Origin of the sequence: Planctomyces sp. SH-PL14 (assembly GCF_001610835.1) — a bacterium.
Classification (GTDB): domain Bacteria; phylum Planctomycetota; class Planctomycetia; order Planctomycetales; family Planctomycetaceae; genus Planctomyces_A.
Map to the genome: position 1 here is coordinate 6,221,535 of NZ_CP011270.1, position 17,044 is coordinate 6,238,578.

Below are 17,044 nucleotides of genomic sequence, written 5' to 3' on the forward strand. Positions count from 1 at the left end.
CAGGCCGCGTTCGGGGACCGACGGCAACATTCGCTCGGAGACCGTCCTCCTCTATCCTGATGGCTCCTCCTCTCCCCGCGCCACGAGCCCCGCATGACCGAGGCCACCGCTCCAACCCCTGCTCCGCACGCCGCCACGGCCTCGACTCCCATCCTGACGCTCCGCAACGTCGGCAAGACGTACCAGATGGGGGAGGTCTCGGTCCCTGTGCTTCAGGAGGTGGACCTCGAGATCCGTGAACGGGAGATCACCGTCATCGTCGGCCCTTCGGGATCGGGCAAGAGCACGCTCCTCAACATGGTCGGCGGCATCGACACCCCCTCCAGCGGAACGATCCACTTCCGCGACCAGGAAGTGAGCCGGTTCTCGGACTGGGAACTCACCGAGTACCGCCGCCGTCGCATCGGCTTCGTCTTCCAGTTCTACAACCTCGTCCCGACCCTCACGGCGGTCGAAAACGTCCTCGTCTCCACCGAGATCTGCGAGTCTCCCCTCGATCCCATCGAGGTCCTGAAGATGGTCGGCCTCGAACACCGCCTCGACCATTTCCCCTCGCAGATGTCGGGCGGGGAACAGCAGCGGGTCGCCATCGCCCGGGCGCTTGCGAAGAACCCTGACCTGCTCCTCTGCGATGAACCGACCGGAGCTCTCGACCTCAAGACCGGACGACACGTCCTCGACGTCCTCGTGCGGCTGAACCGCGAACTGGGGAAGACGGTTCTGATCATCACGCACAACGTCGCCATCGCGGGGATCGCGCATCTCCTGGTGCGGATCGGCTCCGGGACGATCGAAGAGGCGAAACGCAACGAGCACCGCATCGAAGCGACCGAGGTGACGTGGTGATTTTTTCCGCTCTTGCGCGGCTTGGGACTGAAGCGGTGGCGAAAGCCTCCGCGGGGGTGGCCACGTGAGCGTTCTGCACCGCAAGCTCCGCCGCGACCTGTGGGCCGCCAAAGGACTGCTGGCGACGATCGTCCTTCTGATCGTCATCGGGATCATGTCGTTCGTCATGTTCCTGACGCTCTCGCTCAACCTCGATGCCGCGCTCCAGACGTATTACTCCCAGTGCCGGATGGCCGACTTCTGGGTCGACGTCGAGAAAGCTCCGCTGCACGACCTCGAACGCCTGAACCAGATCCCCGGCGTCGCCGAGACCCGGGCCCGGATCTCGTTCCCGGTCTCGCTCGACATCGCCGCCGCCGACCGCCCGATCTCCGGCCGCGTCATCTCGCTCCCGGACGATCCCGCCCCCGTCATCAACCAGGTCCTCGTCCGCAGCGGCGGCTACTTCACCGGGCTGCGGAACGAAGAAGTCCTCGTCAACGAAGGCTTCGCCCGGAGCTGGAACATCCACCCTGGCGACCACCTGAGCGTCCTGCTGAACGGCAAGAGCCAGGAGCTCCTCGTCGTCGGGACCGCGATGGGCTCCGAGTTCGCCCTGACGATTCCGCCCGGCGGCCTGCCGGACAACCGCAACTACGCGATCCTCTACATCAAGGAGAGCTTCGCCGAGGAGGCGTTCGACTATCAGGGGGCGGCCAACCAGATCGTCGGCCTCCTCGCCCCGGAGTATCGCGACCGGGGCCGTCTTGTCTTTGAGCGGATCGAGACTTTCCTCCGCCCCTTCGGCGAGCCGCAGGTGACGGAGCGGGACGACCAGCCGGCCCACAACCTCCTCACGGCCCGCATCGCCCAGATGCGGACCGTGAACCTCATCATCCCATCGCTGTTCCTGATCGTGGCGGCCCTGATCATGAACATCCTCATGATGCGGATCGTCGAGCAGCAGCGGACGATCGTCGGCACGCTGAAGGCGATCGGCTATTCCAACGTCAGCCTCTCGCAGCACTACCTCCAGTTCGGAACGGTCGTCGGCCTCGCGGGCGGGCTGCTCGGGGCGGCGCTCGGGCAGTGGGAGGTCGGGATGATGCTCGGCCAGATGCGGGCCTTCTTCGAATTCCCGCGCCTGGAGCCGGAGCCGATCCCAATGCTTCTCGCCGGCGCGGTCCTGCTGAGCCTCGCGATCTCGACGATCGGGACGATCAACGGCGTCCAGCAGGTCCTGCGGCTTTCGCCCGCCGCCGCCATGCGGCCCAAGCCGCCGTCGAGCGTGCATCGCACGTTCCTGGAGCGGATTGGCGGGCTGTGGAAGCGGCTCGGGTTCCGCTGGCAGATGGCGATCCGCAGCATCCAGCGGCAGCGGGTCCGCACGGCGACGAACCTCTTCGCCGCCACGATGGGGACCGCGATCATCCTCCTTGTGCTCCACATCACCGACGCCATCACGGAGATGCTCTCGTTCACCTACGAGAAGGTCCTCGTCAGTGACGTCGACCTGACCCTCCAGGACGAGCAGCCCTACGAGACTCTCTACGAAGTCCAGCGGCTCCCCGGCGTCGAGCGGGCCGAGCCGATCTTCTCCATCGGCGGGACGTTCGAGCACTTTCTGTACTCCGAACGGGGGGGTATCACCGGACTCCTTCCCGAGGCGACCCTCACCGTCCCTCGCGACGTGGAAGGCCGCCGCGTCTCCCTGCCGTCGGCGGGACTGCTGATGAGTCGGCACCTGGCGCAGAAGCTTCAGGTCCGCGAAGGAGACGAGGTGACGTTCCTGCCGACCAAGGGGAACCGCGACGCTCTCCAGCTTCCGGTCGCCCGGATTGTGGAGAGCTACGCGGGGGACGCCGTGTACGCCGAGTTCGGTTACCTCAACCGGATGATGGACGAGGACGATACCGTCACGAAGGTTCAGGTGAAGCTGAAAGCCGAGCCCCGCGCCCTCTCGGAGCTGTACCTCGCGCTCAAGGAGGTTCCGCAGATCCAGCAGGCGAACTCCGCCAAGGAGCTGAAGGGGGCGATGGAGGAGAACCTCGGCGCGCTGAACATCATGGTGACGGTGATGATCGTCTGCGGCGGAGCGCTGTTCTGCGGCAGCATGGTTACGTCGACCCTCATCGCCCTCGCCGAGCGGCGGCAGGAGGTGGCGACATTCAGGGTCCTGGGTTACCAGCCGTCGGCGGTCGGCGGACTCTTCCTCCGCGAGTCGGCGATTATCAACACGATCGGGATCGTCCTCGGCATTCCGATCGGCTATCAGTTGTCGTGGCAGATCGACCAGTTCATGGCGACGGATGTCGTGACGCTCCCCTTTGTTATCAGCCGATCCAGTTACATCTGGAGTGTCGTCCTGGGGATCACGTTCACCTTTGTGGCCCAGGCTCTTGTCCAGCAGGTGATTAACCAGTTCGATTGGAAGGACGCGTTGAATGCGAAGGAATAGAGGCTGAGTCTTGCGCAGTCGTTTGTGAACCATGGACTGGCATCGGCGTCCCCCAGCCTGACCGGCCCAAGAATCGGGGTCCAGGGGTACCCCTGGTGGGGAGTGCAGAGGGGCAACGCCCCTTTGCCCGCCGGAGGCTTGGCCGTCGGAAGATGTCTGAAGGAGCACGTGTCCAAGCGCGGACGACGTGCCGTATGCCCCCCTTACCAACCCGCGGGGATTGCATCGCCAGCGGTGAATTTTGAGGGAGTCCTCAACGCTGGTACCACAAAGGGGACGTCCGTTGCTTACCACGGTTCCTCACAGGAGTGCCTCCGGCGGCAAGGGGTCGAAACCCCTTGACCCCAGGCTGCCGTGGCACGTTGGGTTTGAGCTATAACGCTGTGTCGGCAAGGACGCGGGTTGAGCCCATCCGCCCCCCAGAGCCACACCACGCAAAACTCACCCTGTGCCTCATTCGCTGCCTGATCCGTGTGAATCTGTGTTCATCCGTGGCTGAACTCATTCGCCTCGAAGTCGGATTGTCGTTGTCTCCCGGAGCAAAGCGCCATGTGGCGATGGATTGTCGGAGTGATCGTTCTGGCCGGGATCGGATACGTCCTCAGCCGCGGCGTCGGCGGGCGGGCGACGACGGTCGATGTCGCCACGGTCGAGACCGGCGAGATGACCGCCTACGTCGAGGAGCAGGCCAAGACCCGCGTCCCCGAGATCTACGAGATCACAATGCCCCTTCAGGGCCGCATCCTCCCGATCGAGCTCCGCGAAGGGGACAAGGTCGAGAAGGGGCAGGTCGTGGCCCACATGGACACGGACGACCTCGAGACCGATGTCGTCAAGAAGAAGTCGCAGGTCGAGCGGATGGTCCAGGCGTTCCTGGCGATCGCCAACCGCCGCAAGGCGAACCAGCTCCAGGTCCAGTCGAGCCAGGCCCGGTTCGACTTCATGAAGACGCAACTGGAGCGGCAGAAGCGACTAATGAAGGACAGCGCCACGACGGAGAACAAGGTCGAGGAAGCGGAGATGCAGATGGTCCAGGCCGAGGCCCAGCTCCGCGAAGATGAGGTCGACGCCGCCGACACGCTGTTGTGGGAGGCGGCGCTCCGGCTCTTCGAAACGGAGTACGCCGAGGAGTTTCTGCAGGCGAAGCGGGACCGCAAGCGGGCGGAGATCCACGCCACCGTCGCGGGGACGGTCCTGAGCAAGACTGTCTCGAACGAGAAAGTCCTCTCGGCCGGAAGCGTGCTGCTGGAACTCGGCGACCTCTCGCAACTGGAGATCGAGGCGGATGTCCTGACGCAGGACGTGGTGCGGGTGAAGGTGGGGGATCCGGTCCAGATCGAAGGGGCTTCGGTCGGTTCCAAGCCGATCACGGGGCACGTCTCGCGGATCTTTCCGCAGGGGTTTACCAAGGTCTCGTCGCTCGGGGTCGAGCAGCAGCGGGTCAAGGTGGTGATTGCGTTCGACACGTCCGGTCTCGCGGAGCTCCAGGCCCAGGAGCGGGTGCTGGGCGTGGACTACCGGCTGCGGGTGAAGATCTTCACGGACCGGAAGGCCGACGCTCTCAAGGTTCCGCGGGCGGCGGTGTTCCGCGACGCCACGGGGCGCTGGCAGATCTACACGGTGGAAGGGGAGGTGGCCCGTCTCAAGTCGGTCGAGATCGGCCTGACGAACGAGTTCGAGGTTGAGATCACCTCGGGGCTCCAGGCGGGGGACGAGATCATCCTCGCCCCGCCGGCTGGTTTGAAAAACGGCGATCGCGTGAAGGGGCTCGCGGTCGCCAAGTAAACTTCTCAAACCACGTTCTTGCCGGCTGGGCGCTGTTAGCTCAAACCCAACGTGCCACGGCAGCCGGGGTCAAGGGCCAAAGAAACAACACAGACCCTTGCCGCCGGAGGCATTTCTGTGAGGAACCGTGGTACACAACGGACGTCCGTTTTGTGGTACCGGTGTTGAGGACTCCCTCAAACCACACCGCTGGCTTTGCGGTCCCCACGTTCTGAGGTGAGGGGGCATCCGGCACGTTGTCCGCGTTTGGATACTCACTCCTTCAGACATCTCTCGACGAGAGGGCCTCCGGCGGGCAAAGGGGCGTTGCCCCCTTGCATCCCCCACCAGGGTGCCCCTGGACCCGGTTGGACTGCGAACACGCACGGCAAACTCCTCTTTTGCACTTCGGCAGATTCCGCTAGAAGTCCCTCTCCTATCGGGCGAATCCGCCCATCGGCTGAATCCTCAGCCTCCCCTCCTTTCCCTTCCCACCTCCCTCGCCAACCCTCCTCGGCACTGTCCGCCGATTCCCCTCCGCGTTGTTTCACGCGATCCCCGTTTTCCCCTTTCCTATTCCACCCCCACTTGGCCGCGCGGGGACCCTTGGTCCACGGGCCGGACGGAGTGCGACATGCCGGATCAGCCCGCCAGTCCCGCTCCGGGACCGTCCCCGCAATCTCCGAAGAAGCACGTCCACATCCCGGTCCTGCTGCATGAGGTCCTGTCGGCCCTCGACCTGCGCCCGGGACTGACGGTCGTCGACGGGACCGTCGGAGCCGCCGGCCACAGCCGCAAGATCCACGAAAAGATTCAGCCCGGCGGCACACTGATCGGACTCGACCGCGACTCCCTGATGCTCGGGTACGCGGCCCAGTTCATCGACGGCGAACACGTCCAACTCCTCCAGCGGAGCTACTCCGAACTCCCCGACGTCCTCCAGGAACTCTCCCTCGGCCCCGTCGACCGGATCCTCGTCGACCTCGGCCTGTCGTCGGACCAGCTCGCCGACCGCGAGCGGGGCTTCGGCATCCAGGCCGGCGGCCCCCTCGACCTGCGGTTCGACACCCGCCAGGGCGTCCCCGCCGCCGAGTACCTCCGGACCGTTTCAGCCGACGACCTCACGAAGATGCTTCGCGAGTACGGCGAGGAGCCGCTGGCGGAACGGATCGCCGGGGCGATCGTCGACCGTCGAAAGACCCAGCCGGTGGCGACATCGGAAGACCTCGCGGAGCTGGTACGAAGGATCAAGGGAACCCGCGGCGACACCCACCCGGCGACGCAGGTCTTTCAGGCCCTGCGGATCGCGGTGAACCGCGAGTTCGACCACCTGCGGACATTCCTCGATACGGTGCTGCCCGCGTGTCTGGCCCCCGGCGGGCTGGCGGCGGTGATCACGTTTCATTCCCTGGAAGACCGACTCGTCAAAGAGACCTTTCGAGAGACCGAACGATGGGACAACCTTACGAAAAAGCCCCTGGTCGCCTCGCCGGCCGAAATCCGTCTCAATCCCCGTTCGCGCACGGCCAAGCTGCGGCTCGCCAGGCTCCGCTAGAGCCGCTGGCCTCCACACCGGCCCCCGCCCCGGCTCCCCTCGCGACCCCTCTCCGCACGCCGGCCCCCGCCGCGCTGGAGCAGCCGGTCGTCGAGCGGACTGTGACTCGTGAGCGGCTCGCTGCCGATCCGGTTCCGGCCCACGAGGTCCGCCGCCAGCTCGCGAGCCGCGAGCCGGTCGTGAAGACGTCCGGCGGGATGCCGCTCCGCGTGGCGGGAACGCTCGCCCTGGCGGTCGGGATCGCCGGCGGCTTCGGTTACGCGACGTTCAACAAGCTCCAGGCTCAAGGCTCCGAGCCGAACCTCTCCCGCTTCGACGAAGTCGATCCGGCCGCGGCTCCGGCGGCGAAGGAGAAGACCGAGACGACCGAACTGATCGAGGAACCGCAGGACGAGACGCTGGCCGGACTGTTCCAGGTCCCGGCCGACATGCCGGACCTCGCGCCCACACCGCCGGCGGTCCCCGCTGCGGCTCCTGCCGGCAACCCGTTTGACGCCGCGCCAAATGCCGCGGCGGCCAATCCCTTCGACGCTGCCGGTCCCGGGACGGCCGCACCGGTCGCTGTGCCGGCCGACGCCTCCTCCGCTCAGCCTTCGGGCGGCCAGTGGGCGAACCGCAAGGTCAAGGGCGCGCCGGCCGATGCCGCCGCCAAGCCGAAGTCGCGGTTCCCGGCCCCGACGACCTACCCCAGCTTCCCTCCCAAGACTCCGAAGGAGTTCTTTGGCGATCCCAATGCAAAGAACGTCGCCCCGCAGCCGGTCGAGCAGGCCGAACCGCTCCCCGCCGTTGCTGGAAGGAATCCGCTGGCGGCGTCGGCTGTCGCCGAACTGGAGCCGGTGACCCTCGTGATCCCGGCGGAAGCTGAGATCGTCGCCCCGGCCGGTGCCCCCTCGTCCCGCGGACCGGTCATGCCGGTTCAGTTCGAGCCGACCCTCGGTGCCGCGCCCGGAGCAGGGGCTCCGCCGGCCCAGCAGCCCCCGGCGTTCCCACCCGCTCAGGACAATTTCGGCCTCGTCGACGAAGCCCCCGCCGCCGCACCGGCGGCCCGCCCGGCTCCGGCCCTGCCGGCCGCGAACTCGACGGTCCCCTCCATCGATCTCGGACCCGCTCCCTCGCAGGGAACACCCCAGCCGGTCCCGGTCTTCGGCAACGAAGCGGCCGAGCCTGCTCCGGCCAGCCCCCCGCAACCAGCCGCGCGGCGCCCGGCCGCCTTCGACGGCGGCTTCGACTCGGTCCCCGCTCCCGCCCCCGCTCCCGTCCCCGTGGGGAATGCCTTCGAGCCCCGGGCCACGATGCCGACTCCGGCTCCGTCGGCTGCCCGCGGACTGACCCAGCCTCCTCAGTGGCCCGCACGGGAAGCGGCTCCGCTCTCGGCCGCGCCGGCTGGTCCGGCCGACCCGTTCGGGGCGAACGGCGCCCCGGCCGGGAATGGCCAGTACAACGGCCAGGAGACGGTCTACACCGCCGAAGCGGGGGACAACTACTGGACGATCTCCCGCAAGCAGTACGGGATGGGCCGCTACTTCGCCGCCCTCGCCGAATACAACAAGGCCCGTATCCCGGACCCCCGGAAGCTCAAGCCGGGGATGAAGGTCGTGATCCCGACCTCCGCCGTGCTGACGGAGAAGTACGCCCACCTCATCAGCGGCGCGGAGCCGTCGAAGACCTACGCTCCGCAAACGGCAGATGCTGCCGGTGGCGCGATCCAGCAGGTCGGGTTCTTCGTCGATCCGACGGGGCAGCCGCTGTACCGCGTGGCGGAAGGGGACACGCTCTCCGACATCGCGCAGAGCACGCTTGGCCGTTCAAGTCGCTGGGTTCAGATTTATGGGCTTAATCGGGAGAACCTGAAAACTCCGAACGACCTGAAGCTGGGGATGGTTCTTCGTCTCCCGCAGGACGCCAGCGGCGTTCAGGCTGCTCCGGACGCGACCATCATCCGATAGCAGTAGTGAGCGAAAGCTCCTGAGACTCGCCCGGTGTGTGCCGCCCATCCCCCTCGGGCAGCGCATGCCGGGCGTTTTTTTGTTTGGAAGAAGGACTAGGGACGAGAGTCCAGGGCCAAAGCCTTCGAGGCCGTTCGCCCTGACTGAGACTTGATACCTGCCACCTGAGACTTCACCTCCCTCCATGTTCTTCCGCTTCAGCGCCGCAATCGTCCTCCTGGTGCTGATTGCCCTCACGAACATTGCCCTCGAGAAGCGGAACCTGTCGACGCGGCAGGCGCTGAGCCTGCAGGTGTACCGGTACGACCAGTTGCAGGACGAATACGCGAAGCTCCGTCTCCGGACGCAGCAGTTGGGAGCCCCGGCCCGGCTCATTGAAGAGATCGAACAACCCCGGCCGAAGACAACGGGGAAGCCGGTCAAAGCCTCGGGACGAAGCCGGACGACTCGGTGAAGGCCGGGCCGCAATCCCGACGACGCTGAAGGCGTCAAACACCCCATCCTGGGGCATCGCCCCAGGATGGGAAGCCAGAAAGGCATTCGAGCCCTGAAGGGGCGTCACAACGTCGATGTTGTGACGCCCCTTCAGGGCTTGGGTCTGTGCGGTGACCGCAAACCTGGGGCGATTCCCCAGGCCAGGGTGTGTCACCCCCTTGGGGTGAAATCGTGCGGCCGCGTTCATGACTCGGAGCGCCGTCCTCGAATGTCGACAACTCCCGCCACCTCCCGACCCTCCGCGACGGTCTCGTCGTGGCGGCTCTATGGGCTGGCGGCGGGGCTGGTGCTGGTGTGGCTGGTTCTCGTGGGGCGGCTCGTTCAGCTCCAGTGGTGGAGTCAGGACCAGTTTGTGCGGCGGGCGGTCCGGCAGCGGAACTTTCAGGAGACGATCGCCGCCCGTCCCGGCGACGTCCTCGATCGCGAGGGGCGGATCCTCGCGACCTCGATCCCGACCGAGAGCTTCTTCGTCGATCCCGGCGAGATCGACGATCCGTGGGAGTTCGCCTGGCGGCTGACCGAGGCGATCCCGCTCGACGCCCCGCGGCTGGCGGGCCGGATCGAGGGGGCGGCGGCCGAGGGGAAGCGGTTCCTGTGGGTCAAGCGGCGGCTCTCGGATGCCGAGGCGGTGGCGGTGCGGGCCCTGCGTCTTCCCGTGGCCGCCTATGGGCTTCAGACGGAGTACCTGCGCCGCTATCCGCAGGGGACGGTCGCGGCGCACGTCCTGGGGCAGCGGGATATTGACGGCATCGGACGGGGCGGGGTGGAGGAACGGTTTGCCGGGGAGCTTGGCGGCCGGGGGGGCGTGCGGCATCTCGTTCGGGATGCGCGGGGGTACGTGATCGATGTCCGCGGGGAGTCGCCGGCGCGGCCCGGGGACACGCTTCAGCTCTCGCTCGACACGATCCTCCAGATCGAGATCGAGCAGCGGCTCGACGGGCTGATGGCGGAGGTGGTCCCCGAGAGCGCGTGCGCCGTGGTGCTTGATCCCCGCAGCGGGGAAGTGCTGGCGATGGCGAGCCGGCCCGCGTTCGATCCGAACGATCCGGCGAGCGCGCCGGCCAACGCGTGGCGGAACCTCGCGATTCAGGCGATGTATGAGCCGGGCTCAACGTTCAAGCCGCTCGTCGTGGCGTATGCGATCGACCGGGAGGCGATTCAGTCGGACGAGTCGTTCGACTGCATGCGGGGGGCGTACCGGATGGGGCCGCGGGTGCTGCATGACCATCACCGGTACGGGATGCTGTCGGTCGATGACATCCTGGTGAAGTCGAGCAATATCGGGATGGCGAAGATCGGCGAGCGGCTGGCGAACGAAGGGCTTTACGACTGTGCGGTCCGGTTTGGGTTTGGCCGGCCGACGGGGATCGAGTTGCCGGGGGAACTGGGGGGGATGCTGCATCCCCTGGCGAAGTGGACGCGGTATTCGACGGGATCGATTCCGATGGGGCAGGAGGTGAGTGCGACGCCGCTGCAGATGCTGGCGGCGCATGCGGCCCTGGCCAACCGGGGGATGTTCCAGACGCCGCATCTGGTGCTGGATGTGTTGCCGGAGGGGCGGCCGCGGGGGACGCCGATGCCGTGTTCGACGATCGCGTCGCGGGTGATTGGCGAGGCGTCGGCGCGGTGGGTGGTGGAGACGCCGCTGGTGGGGGTGGTGGAGCGGGGGACGGGGAAGAAGGCTCAGATCGATGGCGTGACGGTCTTCGGGAAGACGGGGACTTCGCAGAAGGTGGAGGCGAACGGGGCGTATTCGCACAGCCGTCACGTGGCTTCGTTTATTTGCGGTGCGCCGGCGGAGGATCCGCGGGTGCTGGTGCTGGTGACGGTGGATGAGCCGACGAAGGGGCCGAGTGATTTTGGTGGGATTGCGGCGGCACCGGCGGCTCGGGACATTCTGGAGCGGGCGTTGCGGCGGTATGGCGGGGCGGAGCGGGTGGCCGAGTCCGAGGCATCAAAGCCGCAATAGCCTGCTCGAAGACCGTACCTGGCGGACGGGTATCCGATACGGCAACCCGTCGTCACTCGCCAGCCGGGGTCAAGGGGGCCTCGCCCCCTTGCCGCCGGAGGCGCTTCCATGAGGAACCGTGGCAAGTAACGGACATTCCCTTTGTGGAACCGGCGTTGAGGACTCACCGCTCGCTTTGACATCCACGCGTCTTAGGTGACGGGGGCATGCGACACGGTGTCCGCGCTTGGATACTCACTCCTTCAGACATCTCTCGACGGCCAGGCCTCCGGCGGGCAAGAGGGCGTTGCCCCCTTGCATCCCCCACCAGGGACAGGGCCCCTGGACCCCGGCTTTTATTGTTCGGGTGGGGAGAGACGCTGCACTCGCGCCGTCGACAGATCCCGCGACAGCGTCACCTTCCAACCCTGACGCTGCAGCAATACCCGCATCGCCTCACCCGCATCCCGCCCCAGATCAATATCCGTCGCACACGCAATCCAGATCGACTTACCCCGCTCCCCCGCATCGTCAATCACGGCGTCATAAATCGGCCGGCAATGCTCCAGCTGCGTCCACAACAACGGCAACCCATACCGCGGATGCGGCGTCGTGACGAAGAAACGACCCACCCGCGACGCAATGTACTCCTCAAACAAAAGGTCATGCCCGAACGTCGGAATCAACCCCGCCTCCACCAGCCCGCCATAAACAAAGATCGTCTCCCCCTCCACCCCCTCCGCCTGCACAACCTCCCCCACCACCTTCCAGTCAGCCGCCTCAGCAGAATCGATCACCGGTGAGACCCAGATCGGCTGCCCCACAAACACCCAACCGGCCACGACCCCCGCCGCCGCCAGGGGAACCGCAATCCCATTCGCCGCCCGGGCCAGCAAGGCGGCCACAACGAGCACCGTCGCCGGAGCCCCCGCCAACGCATACCGCGGATGCCCCAGCGTCGGTGAGAGCAGAAAGCTCAGGGCCACGAAGAGCAACTGCAGCCCCGGCCCCACGACCAGCAACAGCCCCATCCACCCGGGCATGGCGGCGGGCTCCAGCGAGGGAACAACCGCGGGTTTCCGGCTTCGGAAGACAGACCCACAGAGAATCGCCGGAAGAGCGAGGCACAATGCAAAGGCTCCGATCTGCCGTTCGATCGGAATGCTGGTGCGGATGAACTCGAGAAACGGCCGCAGCTCCCACACCCGAACGAACGCGGGGATCAACGGAGCTCCGAAGACGAGCAGCAGCAACCCCGCCAACAGCAGCCGCCCGCGAACCAACGGTGGCGCCGACTTCGAGAACCAGCGCACGGCCAGCAACCCCGACACCGCCGCGACGAACGCCACGTTGACGTAATGGTTCCACAGCAGCGCTGCCTGAAAACCGGTCCACACGAGGAGCCACCGCCACGACGTCGGCGCCTGCATCCAGCGGGCCGTCGCATAGAGGACCGCGCTCGAGAGGCCGACGGTGACGCCGTAGGTTCGCGCCAGCCGGCCCGGCTCCCACAGGTCGGGATGCCAAGCCATCAGCAGAGGAGCGAGCATCGCCGCGCGCCAGCCGAATGTCGAACGGGCGGCCAGGAAGACAAAGAGCGGCGCGGCCCACAGCGCGAGGAGCGAGGGAAGCCGCAGCGCCCACGCATGCTTCCCTAAAAGGTCGAGCGCGGCCCGCTGCAGGGCAAAGGAGAGCGGCGGCGTCGCGGAGTACTCGAGGCTTCTCTGAAGCAGCGTCCCCGGGTTCTCTTCCGCCGCGATCCAGTAGGAAGCGTGCTCGTCGAGCGTGAGCGCATCACTTCGCCAGACTGGAAGACTGGCCAGCAGGCATGCCGCGGCGATGAGCGCCAGCGCGAGGCCGCCGAGCGCGCGGTCCGGGAGCGCGGAGGGCATCGTCTGCCGGGATGAGATTGCGGAGGCCACGCCGTCCTCGTTGCGGACTCGTTCGGGCACCGCGTGTCGCGGTCCGAGAGTGCTATAGCAGAGGAGAGCGGCCGCTGGGTAGGAGAACGAGGGCGGGGGAGGCGGGGACGGAGGGCAGGGCGTCTGGCGGGAGGATGTCCGACTACGGAAAACCGACCACTCCGAACTCTAGTGATCCTTCCGCTGCCGGGCGCGGATCATCTCCACGACCCCCCGCGGCAGCGGCGAGAGGAACCGCAGGCCGTAGCTGTACCGCGCCTCCTGGCAGAAGAGCCCATCCACCTGGTTGCAGCGCCAGCGGATCTCGCACTCAACCGGCGTCGGGAAGCCGGAGATGGAGGGGAGATAAAGGAACAGGTGTTCGCCGTCGATTGGTTCCGGCGAGAGGATCTTGGCCCCGGTCTCCGAGATGTCCTCGGTCGAGATCGTCAGGACCTCGTCGGAGTCGATCTGCGACCGGATCTGGCCGGAACGGTCACAGGCGTAACGCGGGCTGATCCGCCGCTCGGAGCCGCCGGGAGCCTGGAACAGTCCCTGCAGGGCAAAACTCTCGGGACGGACGACGCTCGGCCGCGGCGCCGCCTGGAGGTATTCGGCAAGGAGCTTGGCGCGGTCCTTCGACCAGATCTGGGTGTCTCCGAAGGAAACGTTCTCGCTGTCGTCCAGAACCGACTCGGCCAGGTCGGCCTCGATGCCGGACGTCGCGGGGGCGGGGAGCAACTCCGCCTTCTGCGGGGCGGTGAACCGGACGCCGTAGACCCAGCCGTTCTCCGGTCCGTCGCCGGCCATGCGGCACCATCGGACGGAGCCTTCGATCACCTGCTGCGTCCCGTTCACGGGAGTGAAGCGGATCCAGATCGCGTGGTGCAGGATCCGCTCCTGGCAGAGGAGCTTCGCCCCTTCCACGGAGACGTCGGCCAGGAAGGCGGCGTACGTCACCAGGGACGAATCGGGGCCCGCCTGGCGACAGATCACGTCGGCCGGCTGCTGACTGGGAACCCGGTCCGCCAGGCGGCGGTCATCCTGTTCCGATGAACTCTTCGCTTCGTCCGAGGAATGAACGGAACGCATGATGGAGCTTTCTGTCCGCACGGCGGACCCAACACGAAATCTAGCCATCAATTACTTAGGTCACGCGAAACGCGCCTGTTCGGATCTGTGGTCAAAGGTGCCGCCGTGTTGCCAGAAGATGTGGAATCCCTCGCCACTGCCCGCATAACAGCACCGACCCGGAAAGTCGGCCGTTCCGGAACAATCGGACCAGCCCCACTTGGAAGCGTCAGGAATCTGGTCAATCTGTCGGCCCGCGAAAAATTGTCCCGAACGAAAGCGATCGCGCGTGGGTACGGGGGCCCCGTTTTGACGCCTGCATCTGGAAGATCGGTGGCGCGTCGTTCGAAGTCGGAGAAGTGATCGCAGAGCACTGGGAGGGCGAAGCTCCAGCTGAGCCGCACCGTTGGCTCCCGCTTCCGATGTGTCCCCCACCGTCTCCTGTTCTTCTCTGTGTCCTCCGTTCCTCTGTGTTTCAAAACTCTTCCGGAAGAAAGAAACACAGAGCCGCAGAGATCACGGAGAAGAGGGAGGAGCAGTCCGCCGATGAACAGGGAACACCCTCCCGATGCCCCGTGCTGCGGTGCAAAAGTCTCCGACGCCGTGCAGAATGAGGGGACGTCGGCTGATGAATGTGGGGCTCCCGGACGCAAGGCGGGAATGGGCGTGGAACCGAGGTGATGGTGATCCGGTATCTCGTGGCGCTGATCGTGGCGGCCTTGATCATTGGGGCCGGGGGGGCATTCTGCCTGCAGGTCCGCCGCGAATTCGTCGCGTCCCTGCGGAAGACGCTGGACGAGACCCCCGGATCGGAGGAGCACGCGGCGGCGCGGGAGGCCGCTCGGAAAACGCTCGATGCCGGCGAGATCCCGAGCGGAGAGTGGGGGCTGGAAGTCTCCGACTCCGTGATGCGGCGGACCATGATCGCCGACATGCTGTTCGGCCTGTGGCCCTTCTGGGTGCTGCTCGTGACCGGCGGCTGCCTCGGCGCGGCCTGGTGCGCCGGATGGATCGGCCGCTCCGCGTCCCCCCCGGTGTCCCCGGATGCCGCGGTCTCGTCCCAACTCCCTGTGGCTGACCAACCTTAGTGTCCCATGAACGCGGAAGAATTCTTCGATTCGTCGTGCCACTGGGCCGGCCGCTCCGCTAGGATTGCCATGTGCGGCTGCGCCCCGGTTCGGGTCTCCTGACCGGGACGGGCCGCTCGGTGACGACTGCCCGATCGGGGCGGTCCTCTCCGCCCCCTGCCTCCCCCACCCGCCCCCGAATCCGTCGTCCGTTCCTGGCCGCGCAAGACCGGTTGCATCGATCCTGAGTCCTCGCCAGACGGAACGATCCGTTCGACGGGCACGAATGGCAGGACTGCCCGGTCACTTCGGCGATTCGACCGAAGGACACCGGCTCCCGACCGCCTTGTGCGTCGGAACGGCCAAGATTCCGAAGTCCGCCTCCGCCCGCCGACGCCCTCCTTCCTGATTTCACTCCCGGCTTGACCGGGACGGTCCCGCGACGAACCGCCATTCGTCACGGACACGCCGCCGTGAGGTCCGAAGAACGTCGCCGACCGCCGCCAGACGATTCGAAAGCGCCCGCCCATGAATCCTGCCGCCCCCGCTCCTCCGTCGACTCCCACTCCGGCCGCCGCCTCGACGCCGGCTCATCCCCCCTCTCCGCCCGCGACCCGCACCCCCGCCGGTGCCATGAACGGGCATGGGAGTTCGGCCGGAGCGGCCGCGCCTCCTCCGGCGTCGACCCCGGCGACCACGCCTGCTGCGGCTCCGTCTCGGCGAGGATGGCTCGGCTGGGTCGTGCTGCTCGCCCTGGCGGGCGGGGCCTGGTACGCCCGGCCGTACTGGTATCCACGCGTTCATGCATTACTCGTCCCGGCGGGCCCGAAGGCACCTCCTCCGCCGCGGGCCGTCCCGATCGTCGCCACCACGGTTCGGGAGCGGGACATCAACCTCTATATCAACGGCCTCGGGACCGTGACTGCCTTCAACACGGTCACCGTCCGCAGCCGCGTCGCGGGAGAAGTGGTCAAGGTCGCCTTCACGGAGGGGCAGACGGTCAAGGAGGGGGACCTGCTGGTCGAGATCGATCCGCGGCCGTTCATCGCCGCCCGCGATCAGGCGGCCGGGACGCTCGCTCGCGAGGACGCGAACCTCAGTCTGGCCCAGGTGAACCTGAAGCGGACCGAAGACCTGATGAAGTCCCAGGCGTCGACGCAGGCGGTTTACGACCAGCAGCTCGCCGCCGTGCAGCAGTCCGAAGCCGCGGTCAAAGTGGCCAAGGCGGCCCTCGAGAACGCCGAGCTGCAGCTCACCTACTGCCGGATCGTCGCCCCGATCACGGGCCGTATCGGCTTCCGGCTGATCGACAAGGGGAACATCGTCCAGGCGAATGACCCCGGTGGGCTGGTCGTCATCACGCAGCTCGACCCGATCACCCTCCAGTTCACGATCCCGCAGGACGACATCCCCCGCGTCCTCGAGCAGATGAACATTGAAGGCTCGCTCCAGGTCGATGCCTACGACCGCGACTTCAAACGCAAGCTCGCCACCGGCAAGCTCTCGGCCCTCGACAACCAGGTCGACGCCACGACCGGGACGCTCCGCCTCAAGGCCACGTTCGAGAACAAGAACCGGGCCCTCTTCCCGAACCAGTTCGTCAACGCCCGCCTGCTCGTGGATGCGGTCGAGAAAGCGGTCGTCGTCAACACGTCGGCGGTCCAGCGGGGACCGGAGAGCACGTTCGTCTACGTCGTGAAGTCGGACGAGACGGTCGAGCTGCGGAATATCGAACTCGGCCCGAGCGAAGGGCTCGACACGTCGATCAAGAACGGGCTCAAGGTGGGCGAACTGGTCGTCGTCGACGGCGTCGACAAGCTGACCCCGGGGGCCAAGGTCCAGTTCCAGGACAAGGCCAGTCCCGCCGGCAAGAAGCCGGCCTCGAAGCCCGGCAACGAGATCGCCGCGGAGAAGAGGACGTAGGAGGGATGAGAGTCGAGGGTTGAGGGACGAGGGTCCAACGAACCCGTCGAACACTCCGAGCGTTACCTCCCCGGACCCTCGTCGCTAGTCC

Annotated in this window: 11 protein-coding genes; 9 read left to right on the forward strand and 2 right to left on the reverse strand. The window is 66.8% G+C overall.

Going from position 1 to position 17,044, the window contains the following annotated elements; genetic code table 11:
* Nucleotides 1-93: 93 nt before the first annotated feature.
* The 7 genes from VT03_RS23815 to VT03_RS23845 all read left to right on the forward strand — a co-directional run bounded on the left by VT03_RS23815 (nt 94) and on the right by VT03_RS23845 (nt 11,012).
* Nucleotides 94-846, forward strand: coding sequence for an ABC transporter ATP-binding protein (locus VT03_RS23815; protein ID WP_075095316.1), 753 nt, complete (start codon nt 94-96; stop codon nt 844-846).
* Nucleotides 847-910: 64 nt separating this feature from the next.
* Complete coding sequence (locus VT03_RS23820) at nt 911-3,283, forward strand: ABC transporter permease (RefSeq protein WP_075095317.1); 2,373 nt, start codon at nt 911-913, stop codon at nt 3,281-3,283.
* Nucleotides 3,284-3,832: 549 nt separating this feature from the next.
* Nucleotides 3,833-5,068 (forward strand): efflux RND transporter periplasmic adaptor subunit, encoded by a 1,236-nt coding sequence (locus tag VT03_RS23825; RefSeq protein WP_075095318.1) that lies wholly within the window; start codon nt 3,833-3,835, stop codon nt 5,066-5,068.
* A 613-nt stretch (nt 5,069-5,681) separates the two neighbouring features.
* Nucleotides 5,682-6,602, forward strand: coding sequence for a 16S rRNA (cytosine(1402)-N(4))-methyltransferase RsmH (gene rsmH, locus VT03_RS23830; protein WP_082846472.1), 921 nt, complete (start codon nt 5,682-5,684; stop codon nt 6,600-6,602).
* Nucleotides 6,603-6,703: 101 nt separating this feature from the next.
* The gene (locus VT03_RS23835; protein WP_075095319.1) at nt 6,704-8,548 is read left to right on the forward strand and encodes a LysM peptidoglycan-binding domain-containing protein; all 1,845 of its coding nucleotides are present in this window, start codon (nt 6,704-6,706) and stop codon (nt 8,546-8,548) included.
* Nucleotides 8,549-8,732: 184 nt separating this feature from the next.
* A complete protein-coding gene (locus VT03_RS23840; RefSeq protein ID WP_075095320.1) occupies nt 8,733-9,002 on the forward strand; it encodes a hypothetical protein in 270 nt (89 codons plus the stop codon).
* Between the two features lie 249 nt (nt 9,003-9,251).
* A complete protein-coding gene (locus tag VT03_RS23845) occupies nt 9,252-11,012 on the forward strand; it encodes a peptidoglycan D,D-transpeptidase FtsI family protein (protein ID WP_075095321.1) in 1,761 nt (586 codons plus the stop codon).
* Nucleotides 11,013-11,347: 335 nt separating this feature from the next.
* Here VT03_RS23845 and VT03_RS23850 read toward each other — a convergent pair whose 3' ends face one another.
* Both VT03_RS23850 and VT03_RS23855 read right to left on the reverse strand, forming a co-directional pair.
* Nucleotides 11,348-12,913 (reverse strand): glycosyltransferase family 39 protein, encoded by a 1,566-nt coding sequence (locus VT03_RS23850; protein WP_156514716.1) that lies wholly within the window; start codon nt 12,911-12,913, stop codon nt 11,348-11,350.
* 168 nt (nt 12,914-13,081) lie between these two features.
* Nucleotides 13,082-13,984, reverse strand: coding sequence for a PilZ domain-containing protein (locus VT03_RS23855; RefSeq protein WP_075095323.1), 903 nt, complete (start codon nt 13,982-13,984; stop codon nt 13,082-13,084).
* Nucleotides 13,985-14,643: 659 nt separating this feature from the next.
* On the opposite strand from VT03_RS23855, the gene VT03_RS23860 reads away from it, so the two are divergent.
* Both VT03_RS23860 and VT03_RS23865 read left to right on the forward strand, forming a co-directional pair.
* Complete coding sequence (locus VT03_RS23860) at nt 14,644-15,051, forward strand: hypothetical protein (protein ID WP_075095324.1); 408 nt, start codon at nt 14,644-14,646, stop codon at nt 15,049-15,051.
* A 507-nt stretch (nt 15,052-15,558) separates the two neighbouring features.
* Nucleotides 15,559-16,953 carry an efflux RND transporter periplasmic adaptor subunit gene (locus VT03_RS23865; protein ID WP_082846474.1) on the forward strand — a complete coding sequence of 465 codons (1,395 nt, stop codon included), beginning with the start codon at nt 15,559-15,561 and terminating at the stop codon, nt 16,951-16,953.
* The last annotated feature ends 91 nt before the right edge of the window (nt 16,954-17,044 follow it).

What these genes read in the sequence shown, in the direction of transcription:
- rsmH (WP_082846472.1), top strand. Translation starts at nt 5,682, where the DNA reads ATGCCGGATCAGCCCGCCAGTCCCGCTCCGGGACCGTCCCCGCAATCT.
- VT03_RS23840 (WP_075095320.1), top strand. Translation starts at nt 8,733, where the DNA reads ATGTTCTTCCGCTTCAGCGCCGCAATCGTCCTCCTGGTGCTGATTGCC.
- VT03_RS23825 (WP_075095318.1), top strand. Translation starts at nt 3,833, where the DNA reads ATGTGGCGATGGATTGTCGGAGTGATCGTTCTGGCCGGGATCGGATAC.
- VT03_RS23845 (WP_075095321.1), top strand. Translation starts at nt 9,252, where the DNA reads ATGTCGACAACTCCCGCCACCTCCCGACCCTCCGCGACGGTCTCGTCG.
- VT03_RS23855 (WP_075095323.1), bottom strand. Translation starts at nt 13,984, where the DNA reads ATGCGTTCCGTTCATTCCTCGGACGAAGCGAAGAGTTCATCGGAACAG.
- VT03_RS23815 (WP_075095316.1), top strand. Translation starts at nt 94, where the DNA reads ATGACCGAGGCCACCGCTCCAACCCCTGCTCCGCACGCCGCCACGGCC.
- VT03_RS23860 (WP_075095324.1), top strand. Translation starts at nt 14,644, where the DNA reads ATGGTGATCCGGTATCTCGTGGCGCTGATCGTGGCGGCCTTGATCATT.
- VT03_RS23865 (WP_082846474.1), top strand. Translation starts at nt 15,559, where the DNA reads ATGAATCCTGCCGCCCCCGCTCCTCCGTCGACTCCCACTCCGGCCGCC.